The following is a 13,062-nucleotide window of genomic DNA, read 5'->3' as shown; positions in this document are numbered from 1 at the left end:
GAGGTCGGTGCGGGTAGTTTGGGGCGACCTATCGGACTTTCAGAAGGGTTGGCCGTGGCTGATCTCTCCCAGCTCGTGAAGGCGTACGACGTGCGTGGGGTCGTCCCGGACCAGTGGGACGAGTCGCTCGCCGAGCTGTTCGGCGCCGCGTTCGTCCAGGTGACCGGCGCGAGCGCGATCGTGATCGGGCACGACATGCGGCCCTCGTCCCCCGGGCTGTCGCGAGCCTTCGCACGCGGAGCGGCGGCACGCGGCGTGGACGTCACCGAGATCGGCCTGTGCTCGACCGACCAGCTGTACTACGCGTCCGGCGCGTTGAACCTGCCGGGCGCGATGTTCACCGCCTCGCACAACCCCGCCCGGTACAACGGCATCAAGATGTGCCGCGCGGGAGCCTCCCCGGTCGGCCAGGACACCGGCCTCGCCGAGGTCCGCGAACTGGTCGAGGAATGGAGCGAGTCGGGCGCCCCCGAGCCGGCCGCGGCACCCGGAACGATCACGCGGCAGGACACGCTGCAGGACTACGCCGCCTACCTCCGTTCCCTCGTCGACCTGACGTCCATCTCCCACCTGAAGGTCGTCGTCGACGCGGGCAACGGCATGGGCGGCCACACCGTCCCCACGGTCTTCGCCGGCCTGCCCCTGGACGTCGTCCCGATGTACTTCGAACTGGACGGCACCTTCCCCAACCACGAGGCCAACCCCCTCGACCCGGCGAACATCGTCGACCTGCAGAAGCGGGTCCGCGAGGAGGGCGCCGACCTCGGCATCGCCTTCGACGGCGACGCCGACCGCTGCTTCGTCGTCGACGAGCACGGCGACCCGGTCTCCCCGTCCGCCGTCACCGCCCTGGTGGCCTCCCGCGAACTCGCCAAGCACGGCGGCAAGGGCACGATCATCCACAACCTGATCACCTCCTGGTCGGTGCCGGAGGTCGTGAAGGAGCAGGGCGGCACACCCGTACGCACCCGCGTGGGCCACTCCTTCATCAAGGCCGAGATGGCGAGGACCGGCGCGATCTTCGGCGGCGAGCACTCCGCGCACTACTACTTCAAGGACTTCTGGAACGCCGACACCGGCATGCTGGCCGCCCTGCACGTCCTCGCCGCCCTCGGCGGTCAGGAGGGCCCCCTCTCGGCGCTGGTGGCGCAGTACGACCGCTACGTCGGCTCCGGCGAGATCAACTCCACGGTCGACGACCAGGCGGCCCGCCTCACCGCGGTGCGCTCCGCGTACGAGGGCCAGGAGGGCATCGAGCTGGACGTGCTGGACGGCCTGACGGTGTCGTCGGCCGACTGGTGGTTCAACGTCCGCCCCTCCAACACGGAACCGCTGCTGCGGCTGAACGCGGAGGCCAGGGACGAGGCCACGATGACGAAGGTGCGGGACGAGGTTTTGGGGATCATCCGGGGCTGAGGCGGATCATCCGGGTTTCGTCGGCGGCCGGCGTGGGTGACCCCGGCCGCCCACGGACCCCGGCCCCCTCCGGCCAACACACCCCCCGCTCCCGGCGGTACCCTGACCAGGCACATCCGCACACGCAAGCGCACGCGAACCCGCCCCGAAGGGACAACCCCATGCCGCTCGAAGCCGGCCTTCTGGAGATCCTCGCCTGCCCGGCCTGCCACGCACCCCTCAAGGAGCAGGACACCGAGCTGATCTGCGCCGGCCAGGACTGCGGCCTGGCGTACCCCGTCCGTGACGGCATCCCCGTCCTCCTCGTCGACGAGGCCCGCCGCCCCGTGTGAGCCACCACTGGCGACCCGGAGACCCGCGCATCCGACGACCCCGGCCACCGGAGGCTGCCGCCCATGCTCGACGAATCGCTCCTCGACACCCCTGAGGCACTCGCGGAGGCCGACCAGCGCGGCCTGCTCCGAGGCGCCGCCGAGGCCGGTGCCCGCGTCCGCACCGCCGCCCGGCACGCCGCCGAGGCCGGAGTGCCCGACCTCAAACCGGACGGCCGCCCCCGCGCCGTCCTCATCGCGGGCCCCGGCGCCGCCGCCACCTCCGTCGCCGACCTCCTCGGCACCCTCGCGGGCCCCGGCAGTCCGGTCGTCCGCCTGGCACCCACCGGCGTCGCCCCCGCCGCGGGCGCCCTGCGCTGGGAACTGCCCGGCTGGGCCGGCTCCGTGGACCTGCTCCTGATCGCCACCCCCGACGGCACCGAACCGGGCCTGTCGCTGCTCGCCGACGCCGCGTACCGACGCGGCTGCACGGTCGTCGCGGTGGCCCCGGCCGGGACCCCGCTCACCGAGGCGGTGGAAGGCGCCCACGGTCTCTTCGTACCGCTGGCGATCGCCCCGTACGACGAGCGGCAGGACGTCCTGCCCGCCGCGTCCGCCCCCGGCGTCCTGTGGGCGCTGCTCACGCCCCTGCTCGCGATCCTCGACCGCGCCGGGCTGCTCACCGCCGGACCGGATGCGCTCGGCAAGGTCGCCGACCGCCTCGACAGCGTCGCCGAACGCTGCGGGCCCGCCATCGCGACCTACAGCAACCCGGCCAAGACCCTGGCCGCCGAACTCGCCGACTCCCTCCCGGTGATCTGGACCGAGGGCACCTCCGCGGGCCCCGCGGGACGCCGTTTCGCCGCCGCGCTCGCCGAGTTGTCCGGTACGCCCGCGATCGTCGCCGAACTGCCCGAGGCCCTCGCCGCACACAGCGCCCTCCTCGCGGGCACGCTGGCCGCCGGCGCCGACCCGGACGACTTCTTCCGCGACCGCGTGGAGGAAGCGCCCGCCCTGCACGCGCGCGTGGTGCTGCTCCGCGACCGCCCGATCGGCGGCCTCACCGCCGCCCCCGGCGCCCGCGACCTGGCCCTCAACCACGACACACCGATCAGCGAACTGGAGCCGGAACCCGGCGGGGAGCTGGAGACCCTCGCGGAGCTGATCGCCATGACGGATTTCGCCGCCGTTTACCTGGCGCTCGCTTCCAGGGCCTGATCTTGCCCAGGACGCCTCCGACCCCCGTACGCCCGGCGCCCTGACCTCGTACGGCCCGGCGCCCTGACCGTCGTACGAACGACGCTCCGACCGTGGTACGCACCAAGAACCGGCAGAAAGAACCCCATGGACCGCCTCGACAACACGATCCGCCCCTACGCCTGGGGTTCGGCCACCGCGATCCCGCGACTGCTCGGCGTCGAGCCGACCGGCGAGCCGCAGGCGGAGATGTGGATGGGTGCCCACCCGGGCGCACCCTCCCGCACCCGGCGCGGCACCCTCGTCGAGGTCGTCGAGGCCGACCCGGAGCGGGAGTTGGGCGCACCGGCCGTGGCCAAGTTCGGTCCGCGACTGCCCTTCCTGCTCAAGATCCTCGCCGCCGGCGCCCCGCTCTCCCTCCAGGTGCACCCCGACCTGGAGCAGGCGAAGGAGGGGTACGCGGAGGAGGAACGCCGCAACATCCCCATCGACGCCCCGCACCGCAACTACAAGGACGCCAACCACAAGCCCGAACTCATCTGCGCGCTCACCGAGTTCGACGGCCTGTGCGGCTTCCGTGACCCCGCCCAGGCCGCCGACCTCCTCGACGGACTCGGCGTCGACTCCCTCAAGCCGTACGTCGACCTGCTGCACGCCCGCCCCGGGGACGCGGCCCTGCGCGAGGTCCTCACGGCGATCCTCACCGCCGACCCGGACGAGATGGCCCGCACGGTCACCGCGGCCACGTCCGCCTGCACCCGACTCGGCGGCACCTACGCCCCCTACGCGGACATCGCCCACCACTACCCGGGCGACCCCGGCGTCATCGCCGCGATGCTCCTCAACCACGTCCGGCTCCAGCCCGGCGAGGCCCTGTTCCTCGGCGCCGGCATCCCGCACGCGTACCTGAACGGCCTCGGCGTCGAGATCATGGCGAACTCGGACAACGTCCTTCGCTGCGGCCTGACCCCCAAGCACGTCGACGTGCCCGAACTCCTGCGCATCGTCCGCTTCGAACCGAGCGACCCCGGTGTGCTGCGCCCCGGGCCCTCACCCGACGGCGAAGAGGTCTACGAGACCCCGATCGACGAGTTCCGGCTCTCCCGATACGTCCTGCCCGGGGGCTCCGCCGCCCATGACCTCACCAGCGAGACCCCCCAGATCCTGCTCTGCGCGGCCGGCTCGGTACACGCGGGCGAGTACGAACTGACGGCCGGGCAGTCGGTGTTCGTACCGGCGGGAGAGAAGGCCGAGGTGTCCGGTGCGGGCACCCTCTTCCGGGCCACTGTGATTGTCTGACCGGCTCTGTGGATACCTGAGGAGTCTGCGCCGCGCGGGGCTGCAAGAATGACCCACCGGCAAAGGACCGGCAAAGGCCCGGTCCTTGGACGACCCTCCTGGGGCGCCCGCGTACGTACCAAGGCGAAGGGACAACGCGACACATGAGCGCGTCAGGCGGTACCAAGGCGATCGTGGCGGCACTCGGCGCCAACCTCGCGATCGCGGCATCGAAGTTCGTGGCGTTCGCGTTCAGTGGTTCGTCGTCGATGCTCGCCGAGGGCGTGCACTCGCTCGCCGACTCCGGCAACCAGTTCCTGCTCCTGCTCGGCGGCAAGAAGGCCCAGCGCGAGGCCACCCCGCAGCACCCCTTCGGCTACGGCCGCGAGCGCTACATCTACGCCTTCCTGGTCTCCATCGTCCTCTTCTCGGTCGGCGGCATGTTCGCCATCTACGAGGGCTACGAGAAGATCAAGAGCCCGCACGAGATCGAGCACTGGTACTGGCCGGTGGGCGTCCTGGTCTTCGCGATCATCGCCGAGGGTTTCTCCTTCCGGACGGCCATCAAGGAGTCCAACCCGCTGCGCGGCGCCCTCTCCTGGAAGGAGTTCGTGCGCCGGGCCAAGGCCCCTGAACTCCCGGTCGTCCTCCTGGAGGACTTCGGCGCGCTCGTCGGCCTGGTCCTCGCCCTCGGCGGTGTCGGGCTGGCCCTGCTCACCGGTGACGGCGTCTGGGACGGGATCGGCACCCTCTGCATCGGCATCCTGCTCATCCTGATCGCCCTCGTCCTGGCCGCCGAGACCAAGTCCCTGCTGCTCGGCGAGTCCGCGGGCGCCGACGAGGTCCGAAAGATCGAGACGGCGATCGTCGACGGCGCCACGGTCACCGGCATCATCCACATGCGCACGCTCCACCTGGGCCCCGAGGAACTGTTGGTCGCCGCCAAGATCGCCGTACAGCACGACGACACCGCAGCCGAGGTCGCCTCCGCCATCAACGCCGCCGAGGCGCGTATCCGCGAGGCCGTCCCGATCGCCCGCGTGATCTACCTCGAGCCCGACATCTACAGCGAGGCCGAAGCCGCCAAGGGCGCCGACCGCGAGGCCACACCCGGGGGACCCGCACAGCACCCGACCGCACACTGATCTCCCGTACGACGACGGGGCCCACCGACAACTCGGCGGGCCCCGTCGGCCGTCCTCACACCTGCGCCTCGACCAACGGATCGTCCGGCTGACCGACCGGCTGACGATCGCGCTGCACATGGATCGCTCGGCACATGGATCGCTCGGCACATGGATCGCTCGGTTAACGGATCTCGCTCAGCACCTCGAGAACCGCCGCCTCGTCCCCGGCCTCCGACAGGCGCTCCCGGAACCCGGGATCCATCAACTTCCGTGACAACAGCGCCAGAATCCGCAGATGCTCATCGCCCGCGGACGCCTCCGGCACGGCGATCATGAACACCAACCTGGCCTTCGTGCCGTCCAGGGAGTCCCACTCGACACCCTCGGCGGACCGCGCGAAGCCGACCAGGGGCGCGCTCACCGCATCCGTCTTGGCGTGCGGAATCGCGATCTCCTCACCGAGCCCGGTGGTTCCCTGCGCCTCCCGCCGCAGCGCGGTCGCCACCAGCTCGTCCCCGTCCACGACCTTGCCGGTCCGCGCCAGGAGTTCCGCCATCTCCCGAATGGCGGACTCCTTGTCCCGCGCGTCGAGTTCGACCTTCACGGTCCGCTCGCTGAGGTAACCGGAGAGGACCTCGTCACCCGCGGCACCGCTCTCCCTGGACGCGACAGCAACCCCGGACGTGGAGACGCCCTGACGCGGTACGACGGCAGCCGCGCCCCGAGCACCGTCGCCCGACGCAGCATCCGGATCCGGGACGGCCGAGGCCGCGGACGTTCCCGCCCCGGGGACGCTCGGCGCACTCACGCCCGCCTCAGCCCCGATCAGCACGGGTCCGCCGGCGGGGACCGAGGCCAGGCCCCGCCGACGCTCACCGATGTCCACCAACGCGACCGTCGTCAGTGCGGTGACCACCGTGCCGATCACCACCGCCACGAAGAACATCGGTACGCCGCTCACCGCGCCCAGTACCGCCACGATCGGTCCACCGTGCGGCACCGCGTCCTCGACTCCGGCGACCCCGGCGACCGCACCGGCCACCGCGCCACCGAGCATGTTCGCGGGGATGACCTGCGCGGGCCGTGCCGCCGCGAACGGGATCGCCCCCTCGGAGATACCGAAACAACCCATGAACAGCGAGGCGAGACCGGTCTCCCGCTCCTGCTCGGTGTACAGCCGCTTGCGTATCAGCGTGGCCAGGCCCTGTCCCAGCGGCATGACCGGGATGGCCGCGGCGCACATGCCCATGACTGTCTGGTTGCCGGTCGCGATCAGCCCCGCACCGAAGAGGAACGCCGTCTTGTTGACCGGGCCGCCCATGTCGAACGCGATCATCAGCCCGAGAATCGCGCCCAGCAGGATCGCGCTGGTGCCCGTCATCCCGCTGAGCCAGTCGGTGAGATGCTCGAACACCCACGAGATCGGCTTCCCGATCACATAGACGAAGAACAGCCCGAGCGCCGTGGTCGCCACGATCGGGATCACGATGATCGGCATGATCGGCTGCACGAACTTCGGGACCTTGACCTTCTTGATCCACAGCACCAGGTACCCGGCGAGGAACCCGGTCACGATCGCCCCGATGAACCCGGCGCCCGCCTTCGAGTCGTACAGCGACCCCGTGTTGGCGATCCAGCCGCCGACCATGCCCGGCACCAGCGCGGGCCGGTCCCCGATGGCATAGGCGATGTATCCGGACAGGATGGGCACCATCAGCGTGAAGCCGATGACACCGATGTTGTTCACGTCCATCCAGAAGGAGTCCTTCGGGATGACCAGCCCGCCGGACGGGTCGGTGTGCCCGCCGAGCGACAGCGAGATGGCGATCAGCAGCCCGCCGACCACCACGAACGGGATCATGTAACTGACCCCGTTCATCAGCGCCTTGTAGGCGACGCTGCGCTCCTTGCCGCCACCGTGGGCAGCCGTGGGCGCGGTGGCCCCGCCCGGGGCGTGCACGGGCGCCGACCGCACCCGCTCGATGAGCTGCTCGGGGCGCCGGATGCCTTCCGCCACCCCGACCGTCAGGACCCGCTTGCCCACAAAGCGGCTCAGGTCCACATCCTTGTCCGCGGCCACGATGACCCCGTCAGCACTGCTGACATCGTTGTCGTCGAGTACGTTTTCGGCCCCGATGGACCCCTGTGTCTCCACCTTCATCTCGATACCGCGGCTCGCGGCGGCCTGCGCGAGCTTCTCGGCAGCCATGTACGTGTGAGCGATGCCGGTCGGACACGCGGTCACAGCGAGCAGCTTCAAGGGCTTCTGTTCGGTGTTGCCGCGGCCCGTGGGGGGAGGGCCGGCCGGACTGGTCACGTCGATCTCCTAACGCCTTCGTCGAACGGAACGCCGTCCCGGGCGCCCCGCAAGATCGATCACTTGTTCCGATCTCCCGGCATCCTGCCGCACACTCACCCGCAGCCCCAAAGAGCAAAATGCCCCGTCAGCCCCGGTCTGCCCGCACCCGCGCTCCTTCCCGCCCCTGCTCGCGGATGTCCTGTTCTCACCCGTGAGCAGCCCCACTCTCCGCCCCCGGCATGAGTCCGGCGCGAGCCGGGCACACGCCCCCACCCCAAGCCGTGATGGCGCGAAGTGTTCGGAGGCGGGCTGGGGTCAGCCGGGGCCACCGGTGTAGCTTGGGTGGAAGCCAGACGTCGCTGCTGATGGCGGTCGGGCGGTCCGCTCGCGGACCGACCGAGGGAGAGAGGGCCTCCGACGGACTGCGCTGCGCGTACTCGGGCATGCCTGTGTCCTCTTTCGGGCACCCCTGTGTCCGCCGCCGCGCAGAACAGCCGTACCCACCTCGCCCCAACCCCGAGGAGCAGCACGTAATGACGACTGTCGACAACCAGGACTTCAAGGTCGCCGACCTCTCCCTGGCCGAGTTCGGCCGCAAGGAGATCACCCTCGCCGAGCACGAGATGCCCGGCCTGATGTCGATCCGCAAGGAGTACGCCGACTCGCAGCCCCTGGCCGGCGCGCGCGTCACCGGCTCCCTGCACATGACCGTCCAGACCGCGGTCCTCATCGAGACCCTGACCGCTCTGGGCGCCGAGGTCCGCTGGGCCTCCTGCAACATCTTCTCCACCCAGGACCACGCGGCCGCCGCCATCGCCGTCGGCCCGAACGGTACGCCCGACAACCCGCAGGGTGTCCCGGTCTTCGCCTGGAAGGGCGAGACCCTGGAGGAGTACTGGTGGTGCACGGAGCAGGCCCTGACCTGGCCGAACACCCCCACCGGCGGCCCGAACATGATCCTCGACGACGGCGGTGACGCCACCCTCCTCGTCCACAAGGGCGTCGAGTACGAGAAGGACGGCAAGGTCCCGGACGTCGACACCGCCGAGTCCGACGAGCACCGCGTCACCCTCGAGCTCCTGCACCGCACCATCACGGACGGCTCGCAGAAGTGGACCCAACTCGCCTCCGAGATCCGCGGCGTGACCGAGGAGACCACGACCGGCGTCCACCGCCTGTACGAGATGCAGCGCGACGGCGTCCTCCTGTTCCCGGCGATCAACGTCAACGACGCCGTCACCAAGTCGAAGTTCGACAACAAGTACGGCTGCCGTCACTCCCTGATCGACGGCATCAACCGCGCCACCGACGTCCTCATCGGCGGCAAGACCGCGGTCGTCTGCGGCTACGGCGACGTGGGCAAGGGCTGCGCGGAGTCCCTGCGCGGACAGGGCGCCCGCGTGATCGTCACCGAGATCGACCCGATCTGCGCCCTCCAGGCGGCGATGGACGGCTACCAGGTCACGACCCTCGACGAGGTCATCGACAAGGCCGACATCTTTGTCACCACAACCGGCAACAAGGACATCATCATGGCCTCGGACATGGCCAAGATGAAGCACCAGGCGATCATCGGCAACATCGGCCACTTCGACAACGAGATCGACATGGCCGGCCTCGCCAAGATCCCCGGCATCGTCAAGGACGAGGTCAAGCCGCAGGTCCACACCTGGAAGTTCCCCGACGGCAAGGTGCTCATCGTGCTGTCCGAGGGCCGCCTGCTGAACCTGGGCAACGCCACCGGTCACCCGTCGTTCGTGATGTCCAACTCCTTCGCGGACCAGACCCTGGCCCAGATCGAGCTGTTCACCAAGCCCGACGAGTACCCGACCGACGTCTACGTGCTGCCCAAGCACCTCGACGAGAAGGTCGCCCGTCTCCACCTGGACGCGCTCGGCGTCAAGCTCACCAAGCTCCGCCCCGAGCAGGCCTCGTACATCGGTGTCGAGGTCGACGGCCCGTACAAGTCGGACCACTACCGCTACTGACCGGACCACCACCACCGCCGCCGAGTGGCTCAGCGCTGTACCCCGCTGAGCGACTCAGCCGCCGAGTCCGAGCCGCAGCCGTGACGAGCGCGTCGGTGCGCTGACTCGCTCGTCACCCGCAGTGCCTCCGAGGCAGGCCCCCGCACCCCCGTGCCGGGGGCCTGCCCCTTTGGCCGCTGCTACCCGGACCAGCCCGTCAAGCCCCAGGACCCCGATGCCCCGCGGCCGTTATTCGCTCCACGATCCGCACGATCACACCCCTCTCGCAGAAGAACACTTCCACTGCGCCCCCGGCCCGTCCGGCTGGCGATACGTCTCCCAACTGACCACCCCCTCGGGCGACCACAGCGGCTCAGTCGACCTCACCCTCGACGAACTGGGCCGCCCCATCCGCCTCGAACTTCACGCCGGGAGCTGGCAGGTCCGCGGCGCCGCCCTCGACGGTGTCACCTGGGTCCGCACGGACCCCACCGGAACCCATGCCACGGAAGGCAGCGTGCGCGCCCACGCCTTCACCGGCACGTCCCCGGCATTCCTCGTCGCCACCACTCGTCTCCTTCGCCTCACCCCCTCCACTTCAGCCACCCGCGTACGCCTCGTCGCCCTCACCGACCCGGTCCTCGCCCCGCGCACCGTGGACCAGTCCTGGGCCTTGCAGAAGATCGAAGCACACGCCACTGACAACGGCCCCCTGACCGTGGAGGAATACCAGGTCACAGCGCTGGACACCGGCGAACAGCACACCGTGCACATCGCCGGCGACGTGGTCCTCGCGGCTCCCGGCATCGAACTGGAGGACCTCGACTCACCACCTTCCGTCTTCACCTGAGCAGGCGGAGTGGTGAGAGGGGACGGAGCGGGATGAGGTGCGGAACGAGCTGGGTTCCCGCCCATCTACGCGGGCGGCGCGAACCCCGTACCGGGGCGACGGTCGGACCGCACCGCATCCTCGTGAGGGGCCGCAGACGGGGCCTCGGTGACATCGTCGGAGGGCCGTGGAGCGACCGAGATCGGGCCCGGCGTGGGCCCGTGGGCTCCCGGCGCACGAAAGGGGTCCCCGGCACCGATCGACGGCGTGCCCTGCCCCGTACCGCCGCCAGCCCCCGCCACCGCTCCCGTTGCCGCACCGGCGCCGTAGTTCCGGCGAACTTCCCGGGCCTGCCGCTCCTGCACCACCGCTGCCAGATACGCGGCCGGCGGAACTCCCTGCGGAGCCGGAGCACCCGTATGAGCCGCGAGGTCTGAGGCGAACCGTTCCGCCATGGCCCGACCGACCTGCGGATCCAACTGCTGCATCCGCGTCAGGTACTGGCGGATGGCGAGCCACAGACCGTCAGGGACCGCGGACAGATCCAGCGCCGAGAAACGGCCGGACAGCCACGGCGGTGGCGGCGGCACGAAGCCCACCCGCGAGATGGGCACCCGTTCCCGCACGACCAGAGTCCCGGCGAACACGTCACCGAGTCGCCGCCCCCGTGCCGACACCAGCGAAGCGATGCAGGCGACGACCCCGAAGGTCATCAGGATCTCCACCGTGCCGATCGCCCCCCGCACCAGCGCGTGCCGGAACCGGATCGGCCCGCCGTCGTCCCGCACCACGCGAAGCCCGCAGGCCAGCTTCCCGAGCGAACGCCCATGACTGAGCGTCTCGACCGCGATCGGCCCGCCCACCAGCACCAGCAGAAACGCGGCGATCGACAGCGCGATCTGCGCCGCCTCATCCAGGGAGGCGGTGGAAGCCACCAGAACGATCGTCACGACGACGTACAAGGTGACGGCCACGACCAGGTCGATCAGGACGGCCAACCCCCTGCTGGGGAGCCTCGCAGGACGCAACTCGAGCGCCACCGCCTCACCCGTCACCAGCTCACTCACAACCGCCGCCCTTCCCCTGACCTGCCCTGTGAACTGCCAGTCTGCCAAGCTGAGGACGCATCGCGCCGCAGTACGACAAGCTGACATCCATGACGAACCGCCGACGACCAACGGAGGAGCAGACAAACCGATGGACCTCGACGTCTTCGTCACCGCCCACCGAGCGGAGTGGGACCGGCTCGACGCCCTGCTGCGACGCCAGCGCCGTCTCACCGGAGCCGAGGCCGACGAACTCGTCGCTCTCTACCAGCGCACCGCCACCCACCTCTCGCTGATCCGGTCCAGCGCCCCGGACCCACAGCTGACCGGCCGGCTCAGTCAACTGGTCGCACGTGCGCGTAGTGCCGTGACCGGCACTCGTCGTGCCTCCTGGCGCGACGTCACGCGCTTCCTCACCCACGGTTTCCCTGCGGCCGTCTACCGGTCCCGCCACTGGTGGGTACCCACCGCGCTCCTGTCGACGGTCATCGCTGCGCTTCTGGGCTGGTGGATCGGCACCCACCCCGACGTGCAGGCCACCATCGCGGCCCCTAGCGAACTGCGCGAGCTCACCCGCCCCGGCGGCGAGTACGAGACGTACTACTCCAGCCACCCCGCGGCCTCCTTCGCCGCCCAGGTCTGGACGAACAACGCCCAGGCTGCCGCCATGTGCCTGGTCCTGGGCGTCTTCCTCGGCCTGCCGGTGCTCTGGATCCTCTTCCAGAACATGCTCAACCTCGGCGTCGGCTTCGGCCTGATGTCGTCGGCCGGCCGCCTCGACACCTTCCTGGGCCTCATCCTCCCGCACGGCCTCCTTGAACTGACCGCGGTCTTCGTGGCCGCCGGCACAGGACTGCGCCTGGGCTGGACCCTGATCGACCCAGGCCCGCGCTCCCGACGCGCGGCCCTGGCGGAGGAAGGCCGAGCCGCCGTGGGCATGGCGATAGGACTCGCCCTGGTCCTCTTCGTCTCCGGCGCCATCGAAGGCTTTGTCACTCCGTCCGGCCTGCCCACCTGGGCCCGCATCGGCATCGGCATCGCCGCGGAGCTGGCCTTCCTTGCCTACGTCTATGTCCTGGGCGGTCGTGCGGCCCGGGCCGGTGACACGGGGGACGTCGAGGCAGCCGAACGCAGCGCCGCTGTGCCGACGGCTGCCTGATGTGCGGATGCCTCCGCTGAACTGCTACTGTCTCCTTCGCCCCACAAAAGCCGTTGACACGGAGTGCGTGGGGAGGTAGATTCGAACAGTTGCCTGGAGCTCGGTTGCACCGGCTCGGCGACAGTGAGTGTCTGTCGGCTTCGGGAACTTTGATTCCACAGAAGCCACCCTCCCGAAGAATCGGAAATGGAGCCCGGTCATCCGGCCCAAAACTTCTGATAATGTTGGGACCGCCGGAAAGGGAAACGCGAAAGCGGGAACCTGGAAAGCACCGAGGAAATCGGGTCGAGAAAAGATCTGATAGAGTCGGAAACGCAAGACCGAAGGGAAGCGCCCGAAGGAAAGCCACGAGAGAGTCTCTCGGGTGAGTACAAAGGAAGCGTCCGTTCCTTGAGAACTCAACAGCGTGCCAAAAGTCAACGCCAGATATGTT

The 13,062-nt window shown here is 70.0% G+C and carries 10 protein-coding genes; 8 read left to right on the top strand and 2 right to left on the bottom strand.

The annotated features are described in order from the left end of the window. Positions 1-48: 48 nt before the first annotated feature. The 5 genes from ABZ027_RS26310 (at position 49) to ABZ027_RS26290 (ending at position 5,347) form a co-directional block, all read left to right on the top strand. Complete coding sequence (locus tag ABZ027_RS26310) at positions 49-1,416, top strand: phosphomannomutase/phosphoglucomutase (RefSeq protein ID WP_356772463.1); 1,368 nt, start codon at positions 49-51, stop codon at positions 1,414-1,416. A 161-nt stretch (positions 1,417-1,577) separates the two neighbouring features. Continuing rightward, positions 1,578-1,748, top strand: a complete 171-nt coding sequence (locus tag ABZ027_RS26305; RefSeq protein ID WP_356772461.1) for a Trm112 family protein — start codon at positions 1,578-1,580, stop codon at positions 1,746-1,748. A gap of 63 nt (positions 1,749-1,811) precedes the next feature. Continuing rightward, positions 1,812-2,945, top strand: coding sequence for an SIS domain-containing protein (locus ABZ027_RS26300; RefSeq protein WP_356772459.1), 1,134 nt, complete (start codon positions 1,812-1,814; stop codon positions 2,943-2,945). A 126-nt stretch (positions 2,946-3,071) separates the two neighbouring features. Beyond that, positions 3,072-4,223 (top strand): mannose-6-phosphate isomerase, class I, encoded by a 1,152-nt coding sequence (gene manA / locus ABZ027_RS26295; protein ID WP_356772457.1) that lies wholly within the window; start codon positions 3,072-3,074, stop codon positions 4,221-4,223. Between the two features lie 143 nt (positions 4,224-4,366). Then, positions 4,367-5,347 (top strand): cation diffusion facilitator family transporter, encoded by a 981-nt coding sequence (locus ABZ027_RS26290; protein ID WP_356772455.1) that lies wholly within the window; start codon positions 4,367-4,369, stop codon positions 5,345-5,347. Positions 5,348-5,510: 163 nt separating this feature from the next. Here the strand turns inward: ABZ027_RS26290 and ABZ027_RS26285 are convergent, their stop codons facing one another. Continuing rightward, positions 5,511-7,646 (bottom strand): fructose-specific PTS transporter subunit EIIC, encoded by a 2,136-nt coding sequence (locus tag ABZ027_RS26285; RefSeq protein ID WP_356772453.1) that lies wholly within the window; start codon positions 7,644-7,646, stop codon positions 5,511-5,513. A gap of 515 nt (positions 7,647-8,161) precedes the next feature. On the opposite strand from ABZ027_RS26285, the gene ahcY reads away from it, so the two are divergent. Both ahcY and ABZ027_RS26275 read left to right on the top strand, forming a co-directional pair. Continuing rightward, a complete protein-coding gene (ahcY, locus tag ABZ027_RS26280) occupies positions 8,162-9,616 on the top strand; it encodes an adenosylhomocysteinase (protein WP_356772451.1) in 1,455 nt (484 codons plus the stop codon). Positions 9,617-9,830: 214 nt separating this feature from the next. Beyond that, positions 9,831-10,445, top strand: a complete 615-nt coding sequence (locus ABZ027_RS26275) for a hypothetical protein (protein WP_356772449.1) — start codon at positions 9,831-9,833, stop codon at positions 10,443-10,445. A gap of 65 nt (positions 10,446-10,510) precedes the next feature. Here ABZ027_RS26275 and ABZ027_RS26270 read toward each other — a convergent pair whose 3' ends face one another. After that, entirely contained in the window at positions 10,511-11,491 is a 981-nt protein-coding gene (locus tag ABZ027_RS26270; RefSeq protein ID WP_356772447.1) for an RDD family protein, read from the bottom strand. A gap of 130 nt (positions 11,492-11,621) precedes the next feature. Between ABZ027_RS26270 and ABZ027_RS26265 the strand changes: the two genes are divergently transcribed. Continuing rightward, a complete protein-coding gene (locus ABZ027_RS26265) occupies positions 11,622-12,629 on the top strand; it encodes a stage II sporulation protein M (protein ID WP_356772445.1) in 1,008 nt (335 codons plus the stop codon). Positions 12,630-13,062 lie beyond the last annotated feature (433 nt).

The organism is Streptomyces sp. NPDC006332, assembly GCF_040612855.1.
Lineage (GTDB): Bacteria > Actinomycetota > Actinomycetes > Streptomycetales > Streptomycetaceae > Streptomyces.
The sequence above is the reverse complement of the archived record's forward strand: the minus strand, read 5'-3'. Positions and strand labels throughout refer to the sequence as shown.